This is a genomic window from Bacillus sp. B25(2016b) (genome assembly GCF_001679765.1).
Classification (GTDB): domain Bacteria; phylum Bacillota; class Bacilli; order Bacillales; family Bacillaceae_G; genus Bacillus_A; species Bacillus_A thuringiensis_K.
This window is the reverse complement of record NZ_CP016285.1, coordinates 2,514,518-2,541,254: the sequence shown is the minus strand read 5'-3', so window position 1 is coordinate 2,541,254 and position 26,737 is coordinate 2,514,518. Positions and strand designations below refer to the sequence as shown.

Sequence of the window (26,737 nt, the reverse complement as noted above, 5' to 3'; positions counted from 1 at the left end):
ATAAAACAGTTTTGGATGATTCTAAGATGTGTGTAAGATTCGTATTGTAATTCATCCCGCTATTTGCCATTTGCCGGGCGGTAAGAGTCTCATCTCAAAATTCAGGGAAAGTAAAGAAGTTGGGAGGGGACCAACTTCCTGAAAAAGACCGATTGACGAGGGTTGATTAAAGTTTCACTTTATAATGCTTCTTACATAATTACCCCCAAAAATAATTATATGTTAATTCAAGACAAAAAATTTTGAGAAATAATTGTATGTTATTAAAATAAACAGCAAGGAGGAGAGGAGAGGAAATGAAAGCAATTGTTATTGATCAATATGGCAGTGTTGAAGAATTAAAAGAAAGACAAGTTTTAAAACCGATTGTTAAGAATAACGAAAAAGCTCAACAATAAATAATATCCCATACTATACATTTTCATTTTCGGGTATTATTTATTGTTGGCTAATGTGAGATTGCTTCTAACAAATACTTTTTCGTATTGTATCATGTAATTTCTCTAATCCAATTTCCATATCTTTCTCGTTTAACATTGAATAGCTAATTCTTAATTGGTTATCATTTGTTTCGTAATTTAATAGACAAGCTGTTCCTGGTAAAAAAGAGACATCTACTTCATTTGCTTTTTGTAATAAGGTAAAGGGATCTATCGAATCAGGCAGTGTCACCCATAAATTAAAACCTCCATTTGGTATTTCAAAGTTTAGTTCTTTTAATGGCGATAATATATTAATTGTTAAATCACGTCTCATTTGTAAAGCTGTACGTAATTTTTCTAAATGGTTTTTCATACGTTCCGCACGTAAAAACGGCAGAAGTGCCTTTTGTGTTAATAAGGGACTACCGATATCCATTGAACCTTTCACTGCATATAGCCATTCAAAAATAGGACCATCGGCAATAAGTGCTGCGATACGCATTCCTGGTGCTAACGTTTTACTAAATCCTTTTATATATATTACGTGGCCATCTTTATCAAAACTTTTGATTGGAGGCGGGACTATAGCATCCTCAAAATATATTTCCCCGAAAGAATCATCTTCAATGATAAAAAATTGATATAACTCCGCTAGTTCAATAAGTTCCACTCTTCGTTCTTTACTCATTACTGTACCTGTCGGGTTTTGGAAGGTTGGATTCGTATACAATAAAACGGGATTTTTACTTTGACAAATATCATCAATTAAGTCGGCGCGAACTCCATGATTATCAAGAGAAACGGGAATGATTTGAACACTTTTATTGATGAAAACATCAAGCGCAGCACTGTAACACGGACTTTCTACTAATACAATATCTCCAGGTTTTAATAATGTTTGAGCAATTAAATCAATTCCTTGTTGTGCTCCGCTTGTAATTAATAATTGAGATGGGTCTGTCACTAATTTCTGGTGTTCATGTAAGTAATTTGCTATTTCAACTCGCAGTTCATAATCGCCTTGAACTGGCCCGTAAGTTGCTAACAACATTGGATTTTTATCCAGCAATTTATGCATTTCGTCTGCCAAAAATGGATTTGGTAATAGACGAGGATACAGAATTGCTTGTGAAAAATCATAATATTTACGGTGTTTATTCATTGCATATTGAGAACGCATAACATTAATCGTTTTCGTTTGTTGCCATTTATACGGAATTGGTTTGAAATCTTTCTTTACCCGTTTATATATGTAAGCACCTTTTCCTTGTTCGATGCGTATATACCCTTTGGTTTCTAATTGTTTATACGCTTTGCGAACTGTTAATACATTGATTTGTAAATCTGTGGCCATACAACGTAAAGAAGGAAGAGATTCACCATGTGAAAGCATACCACTTTGTATTCTGTCAACAATTTGCATATATATTTGCTTGTAATACGGTATGTTTGTTTCTTTACGCAATACAATTTTCATAGGTTCACCTATTTTTCTTTTTAACTTAATTAAAGCGAAAAATATATAGGGAATCAACTACAACTTGAAGTAACTGTTATATGTACCGATACACTGTTATACACCATACCCTCTATACTCATTTTAAGAGTAAAAAGGAGGAAGCAAAATGGTCATTTTTAATTACATTTTAGTATGTATTATTTTCGGGACAACATTTTTAACGATAAAAATTGGAATTGAAGCAGGGGCGCCACCGTTGTTTTCAGCAGGAATTCGCTTCTTTTTAGCAGGCATAATCCTTATGATTATTTTTAAATTCAAGCGAAAAGAAATTATGCCACATATATTTTCAAAACGCATTATGTATGCTGGATTTTGTTTAACATTCATGACATTCGCAAGTTTATATTGGTCAGAACAGTATATTTCTTCAGGATTAGCTGCTGTTCTTTCTGCTACGGGACCAATGATGATCTTGTTAATACAAGCAAAGAGGAATAGGGAGAAGCTACAAAAGGAACAACTCGTTGCTTTAGTTATTGCACTAATAGGTGTTATATTTGTTTCTTTACCAGGAATGCATCAACAAGTAAGTTTCATATGGAGTATTGCTTGTATTGTTTTAGTTATAGGGGAGTTATTTTACGGAATAGGCTCTATTCGTTCGAAAGAAATACTTTCAGATTTATCAAATGTATCACCATTTCTTATTAACGGTATTCAAATGTTTTATGGAGGGATTTTACTACTAATCGCATCTATTATTGTAGAACAACCCAATGTAACCGTATTAACTTCATGGAGTGTGCAATGGCCTATTTTATATCTCATATTTATCGGATCGATTGGTGGCCACGGATTATATTACTGGCTCTTATCAAAAACAAATCCAGTATTTCCATCGACGTGGTTATATGTATCACCATTGATTGCAATAATTGTGGGATATATCATTTTAGGAGAACCTTTAAATCCTACAATGGGAATGGGGGCTTGTCTTATATTGATTGGTGTATTTTTGGCCAATCGTTCAACACTACGGACTTATTTCAAAAAAGGGCGGTTATTAGAGAAGGAGATGTAGTTTAATAAAGCAACAGCCCTGTATATTAATTACAGAACTGATAAAATAAAAAACACAGTTGGAAAAATAACCAACTGTGTTTTTTATAATTAATTCACTTTTTTAATAAAGCCTTTATAATGACGTTTTACAAGCTGGCTTTCTAACGTCTTCATAGTTTCTAGTGCTACACCGACAATGATAAGTAAGCTTGTACCACCAATTTGAGCAGAAGGTGGTAACGTAGCAATTTTCGTAAATACGAGCGGTAATATAGAAATAGCACCTAAGAAAATTGCACCGATAAATGTTAAACGGTATAGAATTTTAGTTACATATTGTTCAGTTGCTTTACCAGGACGAATACCAGGAACATATCCATTTTGCTTTTTCAAATTCTCAGCCATTTGTTCAGGATTTACTTGAATAAATGCGTAGAAGTATGTGAAAGCAACAATAAGACCGACATAAAGTGTCATTCCAATTGGATGTGCGAAATCAAGATTTGCAACTAACCATTTTGATACGCTTGAATCAGGGAAGAGCTGCGCAATTGTACGCGGCGTCATTAAAAATGCAGAAGCAAAGATAACTGGTATAACACCAGCACTATTTACTTTAAGCGGTAAATGAGTGTTTTTTGCTCCTTGATATTGATTGTTTCCTGAAACAGCTTTTGCATATTGGATCGGTATTTTACGTACAGCTTGTTGAATGTAAATAACACCAACAACTATCGCTAAAATTACGAGTCCAATTAAAACAATTTTTATTATGTGCATAAATAGCTGATCGCCAGCATTTTGGAATTGTTGTAAATAAATTTGATTTGCAACATTTGGAATGGCGGCAACGAGACCTGCGAAGATAATCATCGAAATACCATTACCAACTCCGTTAGCGGTAATTTGTTCGCCTAACCAAAGTAAAAATGCAGTACCTGCAGTTAAAACTGTCGCAATAAATAAGTATGTAGTCCAGCTTTGATCTGTTATTAATTGTCCACCTGCTATATTATTAAAGCCATAAGACATTCCGATGGCCTGTATGAATGCGAGAATGATTGTAAAGTATCGAGTGAATTGAGCTGATTTCTTACGGCCCATTTCTCCTTGCTTTGCCCATTCCGAAAATTTAGGTATAACATCCATTTGTAGTAACTGTACTATGATGGAAGCTGTAATATATGGTGTAATACCAACAGCAAAGATTGAGAAGTGTTGCAATGCTCCTCCGCCAAATACGTTTAACATACCTAGAACGTTAGCTTGATCTTGTACTTTTAATACCTCTGCGTTAGTATGAGGAACTGGAATAAACGTGCCAATTCGAAAAACGATTAACATCGCTAGTGTAAAAAGGATTTTCCTTCTTATCTCAGCTACTCTCATGAAATTTGAAATCGTACGAAACATTATGTCGCCTCCTATATTTTTATCAGTAAAAAACTGATTATTATACCCTATGAAGTAACCACAAACCTCCTTCCGCACTAAATTCATTTGACAAATGGATTTTCATACACTTTGTAGTTTTCACGGATATAAAAATATAAGGTGTTATATAAGCGACCTATACACTTCACGTAATCATTCAATACCCATAATATATCGAATAAATTAACAAATGTACATACATACGCATTAAAAATGAATAAATAGGGTCATTTTTTACATTTATTTAATGATAAATTGATAGGACATTATATTGGTAAATGCGCTTCGTATATTCCTTTAATCAATTAAAATCCGCCACCTTTTTATTTTCTTACAATTAATATATCGATTTAAAAAGAATGTAAAATCAAATAAAAGTATGAAAGTACATACTACTTTAGTAGTAATAGTAATCAATTATATTTCAATTCAAATTCATCTCCCGCTGATTAAAGTTTCACTTTATATGATTAGAGAATTCTTTTTATTTAAGAAGGAATAAATGTTAAAGAAAGCTAATTAAACAGTGTACATATTTATAGGGGAGAAGATATAAATGAAAGTTGTTATAAAAAAATTACCACCATTAGAAGTAGCGTATATAAGACGAACTGGTAGCTACTTTGAACCGCAAGATCACTGGGGAAAGTTACTGAATTGGTCAATTGAAAATAAACTGTATCCACCAGAGCAATCATTTATTGGAATATCATTGGATAATCCTGAACTTGTTGCAAGTCATAAGTGCCGGCATGATGCATGTGTTACGATTCCTGAAAACTTCGATAAAGAAAAGCATCATGATGTGCAATTTAAAAGATTAGATGGAGGTACATATGGTCTATACCAGTTCTATGATGAACCTCATAAATTAAGTGAAGCGTATCAATACATGTATGCAGAGTGGCTACCAAATAGTGAGTATGATGCAGATTATGATAGAGATAATTTAGAGTGTTGCTTAAATAATGTTGCTGAAGATCTAGACGGAAAGTTAAAGGTTAATTTATTTGTGCCAATTAAAAAGATATAAAAAACAAATAATTTCATTTGTAGCTTTAAAATGAAATTGGAATAGTAGTGAAAGAAAAACTTTTTTTGAAGATAATATTTCTAGCGTAGGAATTTAAGTATGTAGGTTGCAATGAAGGAGAATCCACATGGATACATTTGTAAATGATAAGTTTTATGAAACGAGAGATCAATTAGTTGAGGAAATTAATTTGTTGAGTGATGCTCAATTTAATAGGAAACCAGATAAGGATAAATGGAGTATTGCACAAGTTTGTCATCATTTAGTTTTATTAGATGAGAGAGTTATAACAGTTATTTCATCAGGATTAAAAAAGTTAGATAGTACCCAAAATGAGCGTAAAGAAATTCACACTATTTTATTAGATAGAACGAAAAAGTTTATAGCTCCAGAAATGATTGAACCAAGTATAGAACCATTTGAAGTGGAGCAAATGCTCAATATGCTAAACGAATCGAGAAAAGAATTGATGCGTTTCCTGAGTACAATAGAAGATGAGTCTATATTAGCAAAAAAAGCAGTGATGCATCCAGCTCTTGGAGAATTATCCCTTGATCAGTGGATAGAACTGATTTATTTACATGAACAGCGTCATATTTCACAAATAAAAGAGATAAAATTGCTTTGTGAAATTGAAAAGTAAAAATCATTCCCTATTTATTGATGCGTATTATAAACAGGGAAAACGGTTGATTCATATTGATTCAGAAGAAAACAAAAATAGAATGAAATTAGTTGAAAGTAACCAATAAGCTTAAGAAAATATGAAACTATCCGATTTTCTGTATAAGTGTAACCCCGTCTTAAATGAAGAGCGGGGTTATTTTTTTGGAAGTATTTTCATTGAGAAGGAAATACTTCGACAATGAAATTCAAAAAATAATCATCATAACATATTTTATATGCGAATTTTAGTAAATTGAAATAATGATTTTATGATGATGAATGATATGTCCTTATTTTGAAAGTACTCTTCACACGCTTAAGGAAGGGGTATTCTGTCAGGAAACGATAAAATACAATTCTGTCAGGGGATGTATGCAATTTATTCTCTTTATTTTTGCAACAGAACCCCCTTCAAAATTATCTTTTGTAGTTGAAGTTTCCTGAATAATAAGTTACATTTTTAAAGTTCAAGCAACTTTATGAAAGTACAAAAAGGGGAGAAATATTATTATTATGCAAAAAATGAAATGGAAGAACTATGTATGTTACTTTGTAATTCTATTACTGCTTGGAACAGCAGTAATAGTCAAACCACCTATCTCTAAGGCTGAGGAATCTGAAGTTAATATTACATTGTTAGGTACTGCAGATATTCATGGTAGATTTATGCCTTGGGATTATGCGCTTGATGGAGCAAATATGAGTGGAAGTTTGACGCAGCTTTATACGGTTATAAAGAAGGTCCGTCAAGAAAATCCAAATACCATATTAGTAGATGCTGGGGATACAATTCAAGGAAACTCAGTAGAATTATTCAACGATAAACCACAATCGCCAATGATGGTAGCGATGAATACAATGGGATATGACGCCTGGGCATTTGGAAATCATGAATTCAATTTTGGATTAGATACATTGAAAAAAGTTAGTGAGCAATATAAGGGAAAAACGTTAGCGGGAAATATTTATAAGGAAAATGGAGAGCGCTTTCTTCCTGCATATACAATTGTAGAAAAAGGTGGAATTAAAGTTGGGATTATTGGTATGAATACACCAATGATTAGTGATTTTGAAAAAGGGACAGATCACTTAGATGGTTTAGTGGTGAAAAATCCGGTAGAAGAGACGAAAAAGGCAATTAAGGAATTAGAAGGTAAAGTAGATGTAATGGTAGGAGTTATGCATATGGGATTAGAAAATGAGAATGGTATCCCTGGTACTGGTGTTCAAGATATTGCAAATGCTTGTCCGGAATTAAGCGCTATTTTTGCAGCTCATATGCATAAACTTGTAAAAAAAGAAGTTGTAAATGGCGTAATTATTACGGAACCAGATAAATATGGAACACATATTTCACGTATTGACCTTACTTTTACAAAGCAAGATGGGAAATTGGTTTTAAAAGATAAAACCGCTACCGCTATACCTGTAAAAAATGCTGATGGAACAACGATATTATCTGATCCTACACTTGAAGAAACATTAACACCTTTTCACGAATATGCGAGAGGAGATGCAAATGTCGTAGTCGCTCAATTAAAGGGTAGAAATCTTGTTCCTGAAAATGAAATAAAGGGTATTCCAAGTGTTCAGATTCAAGAAACACCTTTATCAGATTTCTTTCATGAAGTCATGCTCTACTACAGTAAAGCAGATGTAGTAGCCCATCAAATTGATAATGATTATGCCCGTTTAGATACAGGTCCTATTAAGAAAAAGGATATTGCGTACAATTACCAATATGCCTTGGGAGAAATTACAGTATATAAGATTTCTGGAAAAGATTTAAAAGACTATATGGAATGGGCAGCAGGATATTTTAACTCATCTCGTGTCGGAGATGTAACCGTTAGTTTTGATAAAACCCGCCGTGCATCTAAATACAGTACGAACGATTTCTTTGGAGGAGTAAAATACGAAATTGACTTAACAAAACCATACGGAAGCAGAATTACAAATTTACGCTCTATTCGTACAAACAAACCAATCAAAATGAGCGATGTTATGACGCTGGGAATGAATGCATATAGAATGGAGGCTCTTCAGGCAAAAGGAGGAGCTTTAGAGGGGCGTAAGTTTGAACAAATTTGGTCATCTAAACAAGAGAATGCATTTGGAGAAACAGGTGGAACCATTCGTAACCTTGCTATTACATATTTAAAAGAGGTAAAGAATGGTGTATACACGCCAGAAGTTATGCGTAATTGGAAAATTACTGGTGTAGATTTACATTCTTCAGAGCATAAGGCTGTAGTTGATCTCGTGAATAAAGGGATTTTAGAAATTCCAAAAACAGAAGACGGAAAATACACAAATATAGCAACTATAAATACGAAAGACTCAATTTCAAAAGAAGAGATTGTAGCACTCTCACAAAAAGTAAATATTAGTCCAAATGAGTTTATTCATGCAAAGACAAAAGGTGAATTTTACAAAAAACTTAGTAGGATTACTAAAAAAATATAAATTAAAAGGTTTCTTATAGTAATTGTTATTTTAATAGCATGAAACCCACTCTTACAGTAGTAAAGAGTGGGTTTTTATGTTGTTATTTAGATTTAAGTATACTTTTATTAGAATGAATATAGATAATTAATAACTAACCAATTGGATGAGCGCCTATAAGGACTCTCTTTTATTCAAATTAATGTTCATATGTGTTCCATTCATTATTTATAATATTGACCACAATTTATGTAATTTTGCATAATGTTACATAAATTGTGTATTTTCTCTTTTTTCCGACAGAAATAGACAGTATACTTTGTACAAGCTTTCTATTTCAAAAATTATACGAGGTGAAATAATGAAAAACAAAAAGACATTAACTAAGGTAGCATTAACAACAGGATTGGCTTTAACAGCTGTGGCACCATATGGGGTAGGTCATGCAGAGGAAACAGATCAACTACAAGTTCAAATTCAGGAGGAATCGTTCCGTTCGGGTGAACTTACACAGCCGTCACAAAAGGCACCAGAAAATGTAGTAAAGGATGCACTTAAGGAGAAAACAGAACAAGCTCTGTCCCAAAAACAAGTCAATGGAGAAACTGGAGTAGATTATAAAGTCCTTCAAAAACGTGGTTCGTATGATGGAACTACACTTGTGCGTATGCAGCAAACATACGAAGGAAAAGAAGTATATGGCCATCAATTAACTGCGCACGTAGATAATAAGGGTGTTATTAAAAGTGTTTCAGGTGATAGCGCGCAAAATCTAAAACAAGAAGAATTGAAAAAACCTATTAATCTATCAAAAGATGAAGCAAAACAATTTATTTATACGAAGTACGGGAACGATATCAAGTTTATTTCTGAGCCAGAAGTTAAAGAGGTTATTTTTGTTGATGAAAATAATGGACAAGCTAAAAATGCATACCAAGTTACGTTTGAAGCTGCAACACCAAACTATATTTCTGGTACTTATTTAGTAAATGCACAAAATGGTGATATGTTAAAAAATATGGTACAAGAATCTAACTTAAAAGCCAGTGATAAACTAGTTGGCGCTTTAAAGAAAAGTAAACAAAGCAGTCTTACATCATTAACTGGAACAGGAAAAGATGATTTAGGTATTTCTCGTTCATTTGGTATCTCTAAACAAAGTAATGGCAAATATGCTCTTGCTGATTATACAAGAGGGCAAGGCATTGAAACATATGATGTGAATTACAGAGATATTACTAAAGAAGAAAGCTATTATCCTGGTACATTAGCGACTAGTACTTCGGCAACATTTAACGATCCAAAAGCAGTAAGTGCTCATTACTTAGCAACAAAAGTATTTGATTTTTATAAAGATAAATACAAGCGTAATAGCTTTGATAATAAAGGACAAAAAGTAGTTTCAGTTGTACACGCTTGGGATTCTGAAGAGACGAATGATCCGAAAAATTGGCAGAATGCATTAAGTGCTAATAATGGAAGTATGCTTGTATATGGCGATCCTATTGTTAAAGCATATGACGTAGCTGGACATGAATTTACACATGCTGTTACTTCTAGCGAATCTAATCTTGAATATTTCGGGGAATCTGGTGCGATTAATGAGGCGCTATCTGATATTATGGGAACATCTATTGAGAAATACGTAAATAATGGAAACTTTAACTGGACAATGGGAGAACAAACGGGATCTATTTTCCGTGATATGGAAAACCCAGCTTCTGTTCCATCTTCACTAGGAGTACCTTATCCAGATGATTACAGTGAATTTAACGATTTTAATGGATGGGATCAAGGCGGTGTTCATTTTAATTCAAGTATTATTAATAAAGTTGCGTATCTCATTGCAAAAGGCGGAACTCATAACGGAGTAACTGTTAAAGGAATTGGTGAAGATAAAATGTTTGATATTTTCTATTATGCAAATACAGATGAGTTAAACATGACTTCTAATTTCAAAGAATTGAGATCAGCATGTATTCGAGTGGCAACTAATAAATATGGTGCAAATACAGCTGAAGTTCAAGCAGTTCAAAAAGCATTTGATGCAGCAAAAATTAAGTAATTTAGAAATATAGTTCTCATTCGTATATTAAAACATTATGAAAAACAGCTAATATCATTTTAAGGATATTAGCTGTTTTTTACGTAGCAATGTATTGTTGAAAATAAACTGACTAAGCAATAATGAGGCGCTTTACCTTTAAGAAGTAGCGACATATAAATAAGGTTTAAAGTGTATAAAAACAGAAAATTAATAATATATTGACCTCTTGATAGAAAGTCTATAAAATGAAAGCGATAACAAACGATTGCTTTAAAATGATTTCCCTGATCTTTTAGTATTTACAAATATATGAAGGTATAAACAAATCTATTTTTTTAACCATTAATGCAAACGCTTTCGTATTAAAAGGTCATTGAAATACATACGTGAAAATAGCCAATATGGAGGTGAAGTAAAAGAGATTTCTAGATTAATTTAAGCAGTGTTATGTAGTGTAAACATATTAAATCGAGAGTAATATTTGAAGAAAGGGTGTATGTGGTGCAAATTATAAAAAGATTAATTAACAAAACAGTTTTATTACTTACTTTAATCGTTATGTTATCATCTGTTTTCTCCTTTCAGAGTGTGAAGGCAATTTCAAATTCAAAAACAACTGAAATTATCATTCATTACAAAGAAAAGCTTGGAAATACAAAAGACTGGAATCTTTGGTTATGGGGAGAAAATGCGAATGGTACATCTTATGAATTTACTGGTGAAGATGAATTTGGAAAATACGCTAAGATAAAAATAGAAGGTGACTATAATCGTGTAGGATTTATAGTTCGAACAAATGAATGGGAAAAAGATGGTGGAGATCGTTGGATTGAAAATATAAAGGACGGTCGTGCTGAAGTATGGATTCTTTCGGGTGATGAAAAAGTATATAACTCTAAGCCTTCATCGGATCTCTCAATTCAAAAAGCAACTATTGATAGTTTCCATGAAATTACTGTAACGACTAATGTCCCGTTTAATATTAAGGAAAAGAAAATTGAAATTGAAGGCATTAAAATTAAGAATATTACTCCTTATGATATAAACAGTGGAGATGTTACTAATAAGGTTAAAATAATTACGGAACAGAAAATTGATTTAAAACAAACATACAAAGTTAAAATTGAAAACTTAGATGATACGAATACTGAAATCGGTAAAGTCATTCGTAGCGAGGAATTCGACAATTTATTTTATTATGGTGGTAATGATTTGGGAAATATATATACTCCGCAATATACAAAGTTCCGTGTATGGGCTCCTACTGCAAGTGAAGCGAAGTTGGTTACATATAAAAAATGGAGTGATAAAATAGGTACTGAAATAAACATGCAAAAAGGTGAAAAAGGAACTTGGACTGCAGAACTAAAGGGGAATCAAAAAGGGCTCTTTTATACGTATAAAGTCAAAATTGGTGATAAGTGGACTGAAGCAGTTGATCCATATGCACGTGCTGCTTCTGTAAATGGAGATAAAGGTGCAGTTGTTGATTTAGAAGAAACAAATCCGAAAAAATGGAAAGCAAACAAAAAGCCAAAATTTAAAAATCCGGAAGATGCTATTATTTATGAGTTACATGTACGCGATCTTTCCATTCAACCTGAAAGTGGTATTAAACAGAAAGGGAAGTATTTAGGTGTAACAGAAAAAGGAACAAAAGGGCCAGAAGGTGTAAAAACAGGACTTGATCATATAAAGGATCTTGGTGTTACTCACGTTCAGTTTTTACCGATATTTGATTATGCTTCTGTAAATGAAGAGACTTTAAATGAACCGCAATATAACTGGGGATATGATCCTAAAAATTTCAACGTTCCAGAAGGCTCCTATTCTACAAATCCTTATGAGCCAATTGTTCGAATAACTGAATTAAAGCAAATGGTTCAAACACTACATGATAATAATCTTCGAGTAGTGATGGATGTCGTATATAACCATATGTATAACGCTGCTGAATCTAATTTTCATAAGTTAGTTCCAGGTTATTATTATCGTTACAATGAAGATGGAACATTTGCAAAAGGAACTGGAGTAGGAAATGATACTGCTTCAGAAAGAAAAATGATGAGGAAATTTATGATAGATTCCGTCACGTATTGGGCAAAAGAATACAATTTAGATGGATTCCGTTTTGATTTAATGGGTATTCATGATTATGAAACGATGAATGAAATACGTAAAGCTGTTAATCAAATTGACCCTTCTATTATACTACATGGAGAAGGATGGGATTTAAATACACCTCTTGCAGCTGAGCTGAAAGCAAATCAAAAAAATGCAGGGAAAATGAAAGGGATTGCTCATTTTAATGATAATATACGTGATGGATTGAAGGGTAGTGTATTTGAGGAGAAGGAAAATGGTTTTATAAATGGGAAGGAAAACATGGAAGATCGTATTAAAAAAGGGATTACGGCAGGTATTGACTACGATAAAAATTCATCTACCTATCAAGATTCGGAACAGGTATTAACTTATGTGGAAGCACATGACAATCATACATTATGGGATAAACTTGAGTTAACTAATTCAGATGATAGCGATGAAGTGCGAAAACAAATGCACAAATTGTCTTCTTCGATTTTATTAACATCACAAGGAATTCCATTCTTACATGCAGGGCAAGAGTTTATGCGGACGAAATACGGTGATCATAATAGTTACAAATCTCCAGATTCAATTAACCAGATGGATTGGTTGCGCCGTGCAACGTTTAATAATGAAGTAGATTATATGAAGGGTTTAATAGAATTACGCAAAAAGTACTCAGCTTTTCGAATGACATCTGCAGATCAAATAAAAACACACGTATCATTTATTGATGCTCCGAAAAATACTGTCACTTATACAATAGAGGGGAATAAACATGAATACTTTACAGTGGCTCACAATGCAAATAGAGAAGCTGTTGAAATAACACTTCCATTTAAAGGTCCTTGGAAAGTACTAGTAGACGGGAAGCAGGCGGGAAGTAAACCACTTTATGTTGTACATGACAATAAAATTAAAGTTCCTGCACTAAGTTCCATTGTTTTAAAATCAGAAAAACCGATTAAATAAAAGCGAAGAGTGTGGAAATAAATACTGAATTGAGCAAATTTAATAAGGATTGCAAACTTTAAAAGCGAAGTGAAGATTATTCTCACTTCGCTTTTAAAGTTAATGTAATATAATTTCACATACTGTAATTATATTACAATTTAATAAAAAATAAGCAATAGGTTATTGCTATTGTAACCGTAGGAGTAGAATATATCTTTGCGTTTATCGATAAAATTATCTGAAATCCATTCGTAATTTATATAATTTTTATTACATACTCGAACATATAACGAGCTAGATGTTCGAATTGTATTAATTCCTATAAACCGTTTAAAAATAACGAAGGCGCCAAAAGTATATGGAATCAAAATAGAGAAAAGACACCTTGAAGGGTGTCTTTTCTCTATTTTGAAGATGATATGTAAGTAACTTCTTTGTATGTAATAATATGTTGTATTTTTACACTAACTTTTTAAGAAAAATTTAAAGCTCTTTTCTTAATCTATTTGTAATAAAATGAATCATAAAATTTTATCGATATAATAAATAAAACTTTCTCAACATTATTTGATTTAATAACTATATTCAACTGCTCTCCAATCCATTACAATAATTTCACATTGAAAATAAATGAATATTCTCAATGTTATAAATGGCTTATACCTTATTGGATTACTATGGGAAAGGATGTGAAATGTCTAATAAAAAATCATTTTTTGTGATGAAATAAAAAAAAATAATGAGAAAAATGTTATTTTATTATCCCAAAATTCTCTTGAATTACGTGTTATAACCTTCATGAGAGAAATGATGATTTTTTGTAGCTTGGAAAAGTGCATTGTAAAAATAAGTTAAACATTTATGGAGGAGTATATGAGCGAACAAATTTATTACTGGTCTCCGATTAAGCATTGGGAGAAGTTGCATAATGAAGTTTTGATAGGGGAAATGAGATTTACAGGTATTCTGTCTGAGTGGTTTCCTGATTTTTATTTTATGGCTCAAAAAGGTGTGAAAATTAGTGAACTAGTAGAGCGCTTTTCGTTAGGAAATGTAGAAGAGACACAAAAAAACATAGAACTCATGATAAAAAATCGTGTGTTAGTAAGTAACATATTACACCCAAGAGAAGTATTTTCTTCACAAGAAAAGATTTTTCCAAATCCATATAGCAACCAGATTCGCTTTTCTAAAGAAGAGTTAGATAAGTATATGAGTGAACAATTAAATCGCACGCACGTTGCTGCACGGTCAACCGAAATTCAACTTGAAACAACAGATGAGCTACCCACTATAATCAAGGAACGTAGGTCTTGTCGTCAATTTGAAATGGAAAAACACATTGGTTTTTCGGAATTTTCCCAATTCTTATCAACTCTAAAACAGGTTAAGGAAGAAAAAATATACTATCATTACGCAAGTGCAGGCGGGCTCTATCCCATTGATATCTTTGTTTATATAAAACCAAAACGTATAGAGGGTATGAAAGCTGGATTTTATTATTATAACCCATCAAAAAATAGTCTTTTGTTTGTAAACTACATTGATCAAGTGATCAAAAGTGATCATGAGTTAATTAATCAAGATTTATTTACTCAATCTGCATTATCAGTTTATTTGGTTTATAATGCGAACGCTTCCATTCCGAAATACGGTTCAGATGGATATTTATTTGCTTGTATTGAGTCAGGCATTATCACTGCTACCTTAAATATGGTTGCTGAGACATTAAATTTAGGGGTTTGTTCAGTTGGTCATATGAAATTTGAAGAGATTCAGCAATTTTTATGTTTGGATAACCATCAAGTGTTTCTCCATGGGCTTGAAGTTGGCTTGAAAATTAACGAGTAGAAGAAATGAATATTAGGGGGATAAAGATAAAAATGCACATTAAAGATCGAAGTTCGATTCATGAAAATAAAGAAGTAGAAGCGTTTTGGAAGGAGCAATTATCTTCCGAGATTCTCGATTTTTCTGTATTTAATAGCGATTACCAACTAAATAAAGAAACACCTTGTGAGTACGTTCAAGTCATAGTGAATGTAGAAATTAGTAAAAATATACAAAAAATAAGTAAGTCTCAAGATTTATTATTATTTAGCTGGTTTCAAGCCGCTTTAAGGGTTTGTTTGGCACATTATACAGATCAAGAAAGAATTACTATTGGTATTCCTATAATTGAAAAGAATCTTGAACAAAGTGAGAATCTTAATAAGTTGATTCCTTTAGGAAGTGAAATCCATCCGCATCACACCTTTAAACAGTTAGTAAATGAGATTGAACAAACGACTTTATTCGGGTATGAAAATCAGGAGTATCCGCTCTCTGAATTATTAGTTAAACACAATTTAACTCCTTTTCAAATTGTAATCGGGATGGAAGGATTACATAATGAAAATTCACTAGAAGAATATGCAGAGAATAATTTAGTCCTATGGATACGAAGAAAATGGAATGAAATACATAATGAATTTGAATTTCAAATTTCTTGCAAGTCCCGTTCATTCTCTTCTTTGCAACAGTTTGCCAATTCGTATTGTTATGTTTTAAAGCAAGTTTCACAAAATCCGAATTTGGCATTGAAAGATATTTGTATTATTGCAGAAGGAGAAAAAGAGTTGTTAGAAGGATTGAATACTTTTCAAACAGGCATAGACTTGTTTCAATCATTTCAAGATTTGTTTGAAGCGCAAGTATTACAAACTCCAGATCAAATTGCTGTTGTTTGTAATGAGCAATCTTTGACATATAGAGAATTGAATAAGAAAGCGAATCAATTGGCTTCTATTCTTCAAAGTAAAGGTGTTTCAAAAGAAAGTATTATTGGCGTTATGGTAGATCGGTCATTAGAAATGATTATTGGTATGATGGGGATTTTAAAAGCAGGAGCAGCGTATTTACCAATCGACCCTAACTACCCAACTGAACGAATTGAATATATGTTACAAGATAGTCAAGCAAAATATTTACTTAGTAAGCGAACAGAGGAAGTATTGCCACAATTTGCAGGTGAAGTACTGTATCTTGATAAAGAATATCTTTTTCAAGGTGAAGAAAGTAATTTAGTACGAGAACATAATCCTAATGATTTAGCTTATGTTATTTACACATCAGGATCGACAGGAAATCCAAAAGGGGTAATGATAGAACAAAAATCGCTAGTTCATTTTTTAAATGTAATGAGAGAAAAAGTAAAAGCTAATCAATCATTCTTGTTTCTTGCTAGTGTATCTTTTGATATTTCCTTGTTAGAAATATGTCTTCCTTTAACGCAAGGTTCAAAAGTAGTAATTGCTACAGAGGACCAGTTTGCAACAAAAGAATTGGCTCATTTGGTCAAAAAACATAAAGTGGATTTATGGGAATCAACGCCATCGCGAATGGAAGTGATTTTGAGTGATCCAGAAGGGGCAAATTTTCTAAAAGATTTAAAATCTATTTTATTAGCAGGAGAATCATTTTCCATTGATTTGGTTGAAAAAATTCGTTGTATCAGTGAAGCAACAATTTTAAATATCTATGGTCCCACAGAAACAACCATTTGCGCAACAGTAAAAGACTTGAGCACTTCCAAAGAAGTTACGATTGGCAAACCAAATCCGAATTATCATTCCTATATATTGAATAAGTATGGCCAATTAAAACCATTTGGAATTCCTGGTGAACTCTGCATTGCTGGCGTAGCGGTAGCACGAGGGTATCTTGGTAAAAGTAAACTGACAGATGAAAAATTTGTACCGAGTCCTTTTACGGCAGGAGAAATGATGTATCATACAGGTGATCTCGTTCGTTGGTTGCCTAATGGAGAACTTGAGTATTTAGGTCGAATGGATCATCAAGTGAAAATTCGGGGGTATCGGATTGAATTAAGAGAAATCGAAACTCAATTAAGGGAATATCCAGAAATAAACCAGGCTATCGTTGTTGATCAAGTGTATGGAAATAGGAAATTATTAGCTGCCTACTATGTATCGGATAACAAGGTGTCTTTTGGTGAAATCAGAAAATATTTAAGTGATAAACTACCTGAGTTTATGATTCCTGAAAAAATGATTCAGGTAGAAGAGATTCCATTGAATCCAAATGGAAAAGTGGATAGAAAAAGGTTATTGGATATAACACAAACGGATTATGTATCAATCCCATACGTTGCCCCGCGCAATGAAATTGAACAAAAATTAGTGTGTGCATGGGAAAAAGTTATGGAGATTGAGGGAATCGGTATTCATGATAATTTTTTTGCATTAAAAGGAGAATCTATTAAAGCACTTCAAGTAATTAATTTACTAAGAAAAGACTGCTTAAAAATAAGTACAACAGATTTTTTTAAGCACCCTACAATCGCTCAACTGAGTTCTTGTGTAAAGTTAGAGCATAAAGAGGAAAAATTTGAAAGTAGACCAACTCATGTTAAAGATTTATCTAATCCATTTTCCTTAACAGAAGTTCAGACAGCGTATATGTTAGGAAGGAATTCACAGTTTGAATTAAGTGGTATTTCACCTCAAACATATTTTGAATATGAAACAACATTGGATATCAATCGTCTTTCAAAAAGTTTTCAAAAGGTAATCCATCGTCATCCAATGTTGCGAGCTGTAATTTTACCAGAGGGAAAACAGCAAATATTACAAAGCGTTCCTGATTACGAGATTGAAATAGTGAGTCTCATAGATTTAGATGATAGGAATCAAAATGCTCGCTTGCAAGAAGAGCGTTCTCGAATGACTAACCATGTATTCCCTTTGGGACAATGGCCTTTGTTTGAATTGAAAGCTTTTCTTTTAAAAGAAGACACGTATTTATTATGTTTTCGATACGATGCTTTATTAATGGACGGAGCAAGCATGAACATTGTTGGACAGGATTTGTTGCATTATTATTATAAACCAAATCAAAAATTAGAATCTTTATCTTTTGATTTTCAAGATTATATGTTTATCTATGATGAAATGGAACAAAGCGAAGAATATAAAACAGCAAAAGATTATTGGACAAGTAAGCTGCCTGACTTTCCGTTTGCACCTTCTTTGCTGTTAAAAAAGGATCCAGCAGAGATTGCTACTCCTAAATTCCAATCACTTACAAAAATCCTGGACAATGAAAAATGGACAAAGCTACGAAAGTTAGCACAAGAGAAAGAGGTAACGCCTTCCGCTCTACTTTGTACAATATATGGTGATGTGTTGGCATATTGGAGTAATCAACGTCGATTAGCAATTAATTTGACTGTATTTAACCGTTATCCTGTTCATGATGAAGTAGAACAGATTGTAGGAGATTTCACATCGCTTATTTTGTTGGATGTTGATGTAAAACCAGAGCAAACTTTCTTTACTAGAGTAAAAGAAACGCAAGCTACTTTATTAGATGGCCTTGAACATCGTCATTACGATGGAGTTAACTTTATTCGAGATTTTACTCGATATCATCAAATGACGCCAAAAGCAGTTATGCCAATCGTTTTCACCTCGATGTTAGCAGGTGCAGGTGCTTTCTCTTGGGAACAACTTGGTTCTCTTCGCTATATTCATGCTCGGACTCCACAAGTGTATTTGGATAATGTAGTAATTGAAAAAAATGGAGAGTTATTAATTAGCTGGAATTATGTTGAAGAGTTGTTTGATATTGATGTGATAGAAGCAATGTTTTCCCAATTTGTTAACTTATTGGAACAATTGGTGAAACAAAGCGATATAACATCTTTGCAGATGAAAGAATCGGATCAAACTTTAATTGAACAATACAATGAAACAACAAAAAAAATACCTTCAACTACTCTGTATCAATTATTTACAGACCAAGTAAAACGTACACCGAATGAAGTAGCGGTGGTATTTGAGCAAAAATGGTTAACATACTCGGAACTTCATAAACGCTCCAATCAAATTGCCCACTTCTTAAAAGAGCAGGGCATTGGTCTTGGTGACAAAGTGGGTCTTTTAGCCAAAAGACGAGTTGACACAATTGTTAATATGCTAGGTATTTTAAAAGCAGGTGCTGCTTATGTTCCGATTGATCCCGATCATCCTTTAGATCGCCAAACATATATTTTAAAAAATAGCTCATGCAAGCTTTTATTAGAACCTAGTCTTTATGAAGAAAATGATTTGTCATTTTATACAACAGAAGATATGCCCTCTATTGCTGGTCCAGAAGATATTGCCTATATTATATACACTTCAGGAAGTACAGGAAAACCAAAAGGAGTAATTATTACTCACCAAGCGGTTACAAATACTATTCAAGACATAAATCAAAAATATGAGGTAAATGAAGATGATCGTATTATTGGTATCTCTTCCATGTGTTTTGACCTATCTGTATACGATATTTTCGGAGCTTTAAGCACAGGTGCAATGTTAGTAATGATTCGTGATCCGAGAGACATGCAAGAATTAATCCGCACTGTCGAACGTAGAGGGATTACAATTTGGAATACAGTGCCTGCAATCATGGATTTGGCATTGGATCAAGTAGGTTCTCATTTTGAACATTCTTCTTTACGTTTAGTTTTACATAGTGGAGATTGGATTCCGCTTTCTTTACCAGAAAAAATAAAACGACATTTTCCGATTGCAGAAGTAGTTTCACTAGGAGGGGCAACAGAAGCATCGATTTGGTCAATTTATTATCCGGTCAAACAGGTGGAATCACATTGGAATAGTATTCCATACGGGATGCCCTTGGCAAACCAAACGTATTATGTGTTGAACTATGAAAAGAAAATGTGCCCTGTTGGTGTAATTGGAGATTTATATATCGGGGGAGTGGGCCTTGCTAAAGGATATTTAAATGATGAAAAGAAAACAAATGAAGCGTTTGTGTCACATCCTGATTTTGGTCTTATATACAAAACAGGAGATTGTGGAAAAATGCATTCTGAGGGATATATTGAATTTTTAGGCCGCCAAGATTACCAAGTAAAAATTCAAGGGTATCGAGTAGAGTTAGAAGAAATCGCTCATTGTCTTCTAACTTATAAACAAGTCGAACATGCTGTCGTAATTGATCAAACAGATGAGAACGGAATAAAATTTTTAGTTGCATATGTGGTAACTGAGCAAAATATTAGTACAACAGAACTACGAAAGCATTTGCGAGATCACTTGCCAGATTACATGATTCCTTCTTATTTTGTTTATTTGGACCAATTACCCTTGACTCCAAACGGTAAATTAGATAGGAAAGCGCTCCCTGCTCCCGAGAAACAAACAAATGAAGTATTTATTGCTCCAAAAACTGAAATGGAAAAAATATTAACTAGTATTTGGCAAGAAGTACTCAAAATAGATCAAGTTGGAGTAAATGATCATTTCTTCGCCTTAGGTGGAGATTCGATAAAAGCGATTCAAGTGTCCGTCAGACTGTATCGACAAGGATTTGAGCTTGAACCAAAAAATCTATTTTCATTTCCTATATTAAGGGACATGGTTCAATTTGTTAAAAAGCTAGACCATTTTTCAAGTTCACAAACAAATGATGTAAACATAATGAACGATAATAAAGCTACATTACTAAATATTAAAGATAAACAACTTAATCAACAAACACTTACCAAAATACAAGAAAAAATGCCGGATATAAAAATAGAACGTATTTACCCGTTAGCACCTTTCCAAGAAGTTATTTATGAACATGCTACGAATGAACCTGATACAAATGCATATTTTGAACAAACAATTTGGGCACTTGAGGGGGAGTTGGATATTAAACTCTTTATTCAGTGTTTCAAACAATTAGTTGATCGTCATGATTCTTTAAGAACAATAATTGTGCAAGATGAACAAGCAAAACCTTGGCAAGCTGTTCTATATGATGTTCAAATAAATTCAGAAATAAAAAACTTGATTGAGATGACGAAACAAGAACAGCAAGAATTCCTAAAACAGTGGATGAATGAAAATTTAAGTCGAGGATTCAAAAATGATGAACTTATGACACGTCTCTGTATATTCCAACTAGGTAATAATGAGCATAAGGTAATTTGGAGTTCCCATCATCTATTATGTGATGGGTGGAGCGTCAGCATTTTGATAGACGAATTATTCCAGCTCTACGAAACTACAAATGCGGGAACTATGGCGGAGTTACCTATGGTAAAACCTTTTGAAACATTCATAGACTGGACTTTGGCACAAGATCATGAGAAAGCACGTCATTTTTGGCGAGATTATTTATCAGGATACAATCAGAAAATTAGTATTCCTAAAAAGAAAGTCCCATCTAAAAGTGAAGGGTTAAACTTCACTTTTATGGATTTAACATTAGACAAGGATTTGACTGATCAGTTACAGACATTTGTAACTAAAAATAATATAACTATGAATACGGCATTACTAGCTGTATGGGGAATATTGCTTGGCAAATTTAACGGAACGAGAGAAGTAGTATTGCCTAATCTAGTATCAGTCAGACCTCCCGAAGTAGAAGGAATTGAAAATATGTTCGGTCTGTTCACAAATGTTTTGCCTATCCGATTAGCATGGACAGAAACGCAATCTTTTGTGGACTTCCTGCAAAAGGTACAACTAGAGACATTGAAATGTAATGAGTATGCATACTATTCATTTGTTGATATACAAAAGCAAAGTGAATTAAAAACTGAGTTGACTGACCATCTTTGGGTTTTTGAAAACTATCCAACTAATCCAGCAATCTTTTCTTCAAATGAAAACAGAAATTTTGCTATCACGGATTACGAAGTTGTTGATGAGCCACATGTAAAGTATGGAATTATGTGCTTCCCTGAAGAAAAGCTTACAATAAAGTTTGGATTTGATCAAACAGTATATGAAGCAGAGAAAATACAGGGAATATTAAATCACATCCATGGATTAATCAACATGATTCTTCAAAATCCAATACAAGCAATTGGTGATTACAAATTATAAAAAATGAAAAGGCGAGCAAGAACTCGCCTTTTTAAATAGAATAGGAGTAAACCAAATGACAAAAAACTTGCAGTTATCAGCCGAAGAGATGCGTCAGTTAGGATATCAAGCGGTTGACTTGATTGTTGATCATATGAATCATTTAAAAAGTAAACCAGTTTCAGAAACGATTGATAGTAATATTTTTATAGACAAGCTAATTGAAACGATTCCGCAAAACGGATCTAATCCAAAAGAATTACTTCATTTTCTTAATAACAATGTGTTTAATCAAATTACTCATGTGGATCATCCTCATTTTATGGCTTTTGTGCCAGGTCCTAATAATTATGTTGGTGTATTAGCAGATTTTTTAGCAAGTGGGTTTAATGTATTTCCTACAGCTTGGATAGTAGGTGCAGGTGCCGAACAAATTGAATTAACGACAATTAACTGGTTAAAATCAATGCTAGGATTCCCTGATTCAGCTGAAGGACTATTTGTCAGTGGCGGTTCCATGGCTAATTTGACTGCACTTACTGTAGCGAGACAGGTCAAGCTGAATAATGACATAGAAAATGCGATTGTTTATTTTTCTAACCAAACTCATTTTTCTGTAGATCGAGCACTTAAAGTATTAGGTTTTAAACAGCACCAAATTTGCCGAATTGAGACAGATGAAGATTTAAAAATTTCAGTTAGTACTTTAAGAAAACAAATAAAAGAAGATCGATTAAAAGGGAAAAAACCATTCTGTGTTATTGCTAATGCAGGGACAACGAATTGCGGAGCGGTGGACTCCCTCGATGAATTGGCTGATCTATGTGGTGATGAAGATATATGGCTACACGTGGATGGGGCTTATGGGGCTGCAGCAATTCTCAGTGAAAAAGGAAGGGAGTTATTAAGTGGAATTCATCGTGCCGATTCTTTAACGTTAGACCCGCACAAATGGCTTTTTCAGCCTTATGATGTTGGTTGTGTACTCATTCGAAATAGTCAATATTTAAGCGAAACGTTTCGTATGATCCCAGAGTATATTAGGGATACGGAAACTAATATAGAAGAAAAAGTGAATTTTGGAGAGCGTGGAATTGAACTTTCCCGTAGATTTAGAGCATTAAAGGTATGGCTTTCTTTTAAAGCATTCGGAGTTACAGCTTTTCGTGAGGCAATTGATCATGGCATTATGCTAGCTGAACAAGTTGAAGAGTTTTTAAGGAAAGAAAAAGATTGGGAAGTAGTAACACCTGCCCAATTAGGAATTGTTACTTTTCGTTATATTCCATGTGAGCTAACATCTACAGATACAATTCATGAAATAAACAAAAAATTGGTGGAAGAAATTAATCAAAGAGGATTTGCTATGCTAAGTACGACTAAATTAAAAGAAAAAGTAGTAATTCGACTTTGCTCTATCAACCCAAGGACAACAAAAGAAGAAATACTTCAAATCATGATGAACATAAAAGCATTAGCAGAGGAAATAAACACATCGCCTAAACATCTTATATCTGTTTCTCAACCTTGATATATTAGGCGGATTTTAAATATAATAGCCGATTCTTATTTAGAATCGGCTATTATATTTAAATGATAAATACATATATACTATTTATAAGTGTTTCTCTTGTAATGGGATTAAGCCTCAACCTTGGATACTCGTTTGAAACCAGTTTTTATTGCTTGTACTATTTCGTTCACAGCATAAATAGATACATCGGCATTTGGATTTAACCCTTCAAACCAGTGATAGGCATTTGGATATAAATGAAACTCCACATCAACACCAGCTTGTGCTAGTTTGCTTACATAGGTTAATGTTTCGCTGCGGAATGGATCTAATTGACCAACAAATGTGTAAGTATACGGTAAGTCACTATAATCCTCAGCTCGAGAAGGTGCTGCATAGGCAGGGATTTGATCCGTTCCATACATTTCTCCTAAATACATTTTCCAGCCAGCTTCATTTGCCTTTTGGTTCCAAACAAATCCCTCTTTAATTTCATTCGCTGAAGGTGTATCATTTCTGTCATCAATCATTGGATATAGTGGCATTTGTAAACAAATTGAAGGATATTTTCGATCTCGGGCTAATAATGATAATGCTGCTGTTAGTCCACCGCCAGCGCTTACTCCTGCAACCCCAATTCGATTCGAATCAATGTTTAATGACTTTGCATTATCAGCAATCCATTTTAAAGCTGAATAACAATCCTCAATTGGTGCTGGGTAAGGGTATTCAGGTGCTAAGCGGTAGTCTACAGACACGACCACACAGCTAGCTTCTTTTGCAAACCTCATACAAGTATCATCGTTATCATCTATAGACCCTAAGATATAACCTCCACCATGTATCCATAATAAGACAGGTAAAGATTCATGATTTGATTTTGGACGATAAATTCGTAATGGTAACGGATTATCATCAGGCCCAACAATGACTTTATCTGTTAAAGAAAGAGAGTCATCAACAACGGTAGGTGGTCTCATTTGAGCTATTCCTTCTCTGATTGATTGCAAATTTTCTGGGCGTAAATCGAGATCCGGAAACATCTCTAACCCTTGTAATAATTCTGGATTTACTCTAGTTTTCATTTTAGCACCTCTATTTGTAATTGTTTTCAAATAAATGAAGTGTATTCTAAGTAGTTTAATTGTGAAAGAACACCACAATTAAATTGTAAATTGGATATGTTATAACAGTCAACAGAACATTCAGAAATTAAAACCTTTCTCAAGAAGGAGTTTCATGCAATCAGTAATACAAGTAGTGGATTTAAGAGCAAAGTGTTTTAATGTCGTTGTAATTATGTACATTAGAAAAATTTTATAGATAGTTATCTTAAAAATAAACAAAGAGAGAAGAACTAACCAATGTTTCTTCTCTCTTTTCATATGTAATTAGGGTATCCATAACTGTAAATACGGAGGGTATAGATTAATGGATGAATAATTTATTTTTAAATTAATAACGTAACAAATAAAGATTTTTGTATGTAATATTGCATATACAGCGATCACTGGTGAAAATGCTGAGCATTGTTTTTCCATATGGTAAATTAGTTCCTTAGTTATTTATTTTATTTCATTTTCAATCGTGTAAGGCTAGGGGACGAAGATTTACAAAGGTGACTAGTAAAAAATATAACAATATAAGTATAAGATTTTGTACTTAGTAATCTCGCGATTTAAGGCATGACATTGGATAAGGGCGGGGAGTTCAATCGATTTTGAATAAAATCAATAGTATCAGTTGCAATTTTTTTACGTTTAAGAACGATCCCGGCATGCCCACATTTATAAATATATCGTGGAGGTCTTTCCCAAGATTCCCACAAGTAGTCTGTATCCTCAGAATGCACATATAGATCATGCTTACCTGAAATTAATAAAATATTTTCTTTTTTTACTTTTGGCAATGCTTGACTCGGTTCAGTGATTTTCCAATAATCTATTAAATCATCATACGTAACACCATGATGTTCCAAGTCTTCTCTAATAAATTTACCTGGAGTTGTATTCCAAATAGAATAAGAAAGTCGATTTGCATAGAAAATGGATGCTAACACATCAATTTCTTCTTCAACAAGAGAGGTTATCCGCCTAAACTAATTCCTATTAGAATCAGGGGCCCCTTTTTATTTGCTTTAATCCATTTAATCAAAGCCGTAAATCAGCTACCGCTTGTCTAGTTGCTTGTACTGTTCGTTCAATATTTGCACTTACCATATACTCTCCACTGAATAAGGATTGATCGGGTTTTCTTTCAAAATGATAGGGTAGAGTGAAATAATACATATTCCACTTCAGGCTGGTCATATGATCGTGGAATATGTTTTTCACACGTTCGTTAGAATCCATTCTCCAACCGTGAACAAAGATAACATGAGGTGCATTTTCATTTTTATGTAAGAATAATTCCCCAGTTACAGAGTCGTTGCGTGAATCACCGGATTGAACCGAACTTTTATAGTTGAATTGCCCAACCATGTATTCATTTTCCTGCTTTGAATGCTTAATGTCAAAATGAAAATGTGATGGTTTTACTTTATAAAAAGATTCTATGTTCTTTATATTTAATGAAGTGTTAGAAAGGGAAGTAAACTGAAATGCTACACTTCTTTTTTTGTGTAAATCATATAAGGCGTACCGATCAATGAGTTTTGAAAAAATCAAATTAACCTCCTCCAAAATACATATTGTTTAAAACATAAACAAAATTTATGTTTTAAATTAAGTAGGAAATAT

General features: G+C 33.2%; 12 protein-coding genes and 1 pseudogene. 9 read left to right on the top strand and 4 right to left on the bottom strand.

The features are described from left to right. Positions 1–465 precede the first annotated feature (465 nt). Positions 466–1,899 (bottom strand): MocR-like pyridoxine biosynthesis transcription factor PdxR, encoded by a 1,434-nt coding sequence (gene pdxR, locus BAQ53_RS12850; RefSeq protein ID WP_208906927.1) that lies wholly within the window; start codon positions 1,897–1,899, stop codon positions 466–468. A 148-nt stretch (positions 1,900–2,047) separates the two neighbouring features. Here pdxR and BAQ53_RS12845 point away from each other — a divergent pair, with 148 nt between their 5' ends. Next, on the top strand, positions 2,048–2,965 hold the full coding sequence (locus BAQ53_RS12845; protein WP_000234327.1) for a DMT family transporter: 918 nt from the start codon (positions 2,048–2,050) through the stop codon (positions 2,963–2,965). Positions 2,966–3,054: 89 nt separating this feature from the next. Here the strand turns inward: BAQ53_RS12845 and secY are convergent, their stop codons facing one another. Then, positions 3,055–4,359, bottom strand: a complete 1,305-nt coding sequence (secY, locus tag BAQ53_RS12840; RefSeq protein ID WP_000490135.1) for a preprotein translocase subunit SecY — start codon at positions 4,357–4,359, stop codon at positions 3,055–3,057. Between the two features lie 577 nt (positions 4,360–4,936). Here secY and BAQ53_RS12835 point away from each other — a divergent pair. From BAQ53_RS12835 to BAQ53_RS12800, 8 genes are all read left to right on the top strand, one after another. After that, the gene (locus tag BAQ53_RS12835; RefSeq protein WP_208906926.1) at positions 4,937–5,413 is read left to right on the top strand and encodes an AraC family transcriptional regulator; all 477 of its coding nucleotides are present in this window, start codon (positions 4,937–4,939) and stop codon (positions 5,411–5,413) included. A gap of 127 nt (positions 5,414–5,540) precedes the next feature. Then, on the top strand, positions 5,541–6,056 hold the full coding sequence (locus BAQ53_RS12830; protein ID WP_000379370.1) for a DinB family protein: 516 nt from the start codon (positions 5,541–5,543) through the stop codon (positions 6,054–6,056). 536 nt (positions 6,057–6,592) lie between these two features. Further along, positions 6,593–8,545, top strand: a complete 1,953-nt coding sequence (locus BAQ53_RS12825) for a bifunctional metallophosphatase/5'-nucleotidase (RefSeq protein ID WP_208906925.1) — start codon at positions 6,593–6,595, stop codon at positions 8,543–8,545. A 340-nt stretch (positions 8,546–8,885) separates the two neighbouring features. Further along, positions 8,886–10,589, top strand: a complete 1,704-nt coding sequence (locus BAQ53_RS12820) for a M4 family metallopeptidase (RefSeq protein WP_000791456.1) — start codon at positions 8,886–8,888, stop codon at positions 10,587–10,589. A 483-nt stretch (positions 10,590–11,072) separates the two neighbouring features. Beyond that, positions 11,073–13,631, top strand: a complete 2,559-nt coding sequence (gene pulA / locus BAQ53_RS12815; RefSeq protein WP_208906924.1) for a type I pullulanase — start codon at positions 11,073–11,075, stop codon at positions 13,629–13,631. An 855-nt stretch (positions 13,632–14,486) separates the two neighbouring features. Beyond that, the gene (locus BAQ53_RS12810) at positions 14,487–15,464 is read left to right on the top strand and encodes a SagB/ThcOx family dehydrogenase (protein WP_208906923.1); all 978 of its coding nucleotides are present in this window, start codon (positions 14,487–14,489) and stop codon (positions 15,462–15,464) included. Positions 15,465–15,496: 32 nt separating this feature from the next. Beyond that, complete coding sequence (locus BAQ53_RS12805) at positions 15,497–22,507, top strand: non-ribosomal peptide synthetase (RefSeq protein ID WP_208906922.1); 7,011 nt, start codon at positions 15,497–15,499, stop codon at positions 22,505–22,507. Between the two features lie 55 nt (positions 22,508–22,562). After that, positions 22,563–24,017 (top strand): pyridoxal phosphate-dependent decarboxylase family protein, encoded by a 1,455-nt coding sequence (locus BAQ53_RS12800; protein WP_208906921.1) that lies wholly within the window; start codon positions 22,563–22,565, stop codon positions 24,015–24,017. A gap of 110 nt (positions 24,018–24,127) precedes the next feature. Here BAQ53_RS12800 and BAQ53_RS12795 read toward each other — a convergent pair whose 3' ends face one another. Further along, positions 24,128–25,084 (bottom strand): alpha/beta hydrolase, encoded by a 957-nt coding sequence (locus BAQ53_RS12795; protein WP_000857945.1) that lies wholly within the window; start codon positions 25,082–25,084, stop codon positions 24,128–24,130. Between the two features lie 593 nt (positions 25,085–25,677). Then, positions 25,678–26,665 (bottom strand): annotated as a pseudogene (locus tag BAQ53_RS12790) (alpha/beta hydrolase). Between the last annotated feature and the right edge of the window lie 72 nt (positions 26,666–26,737).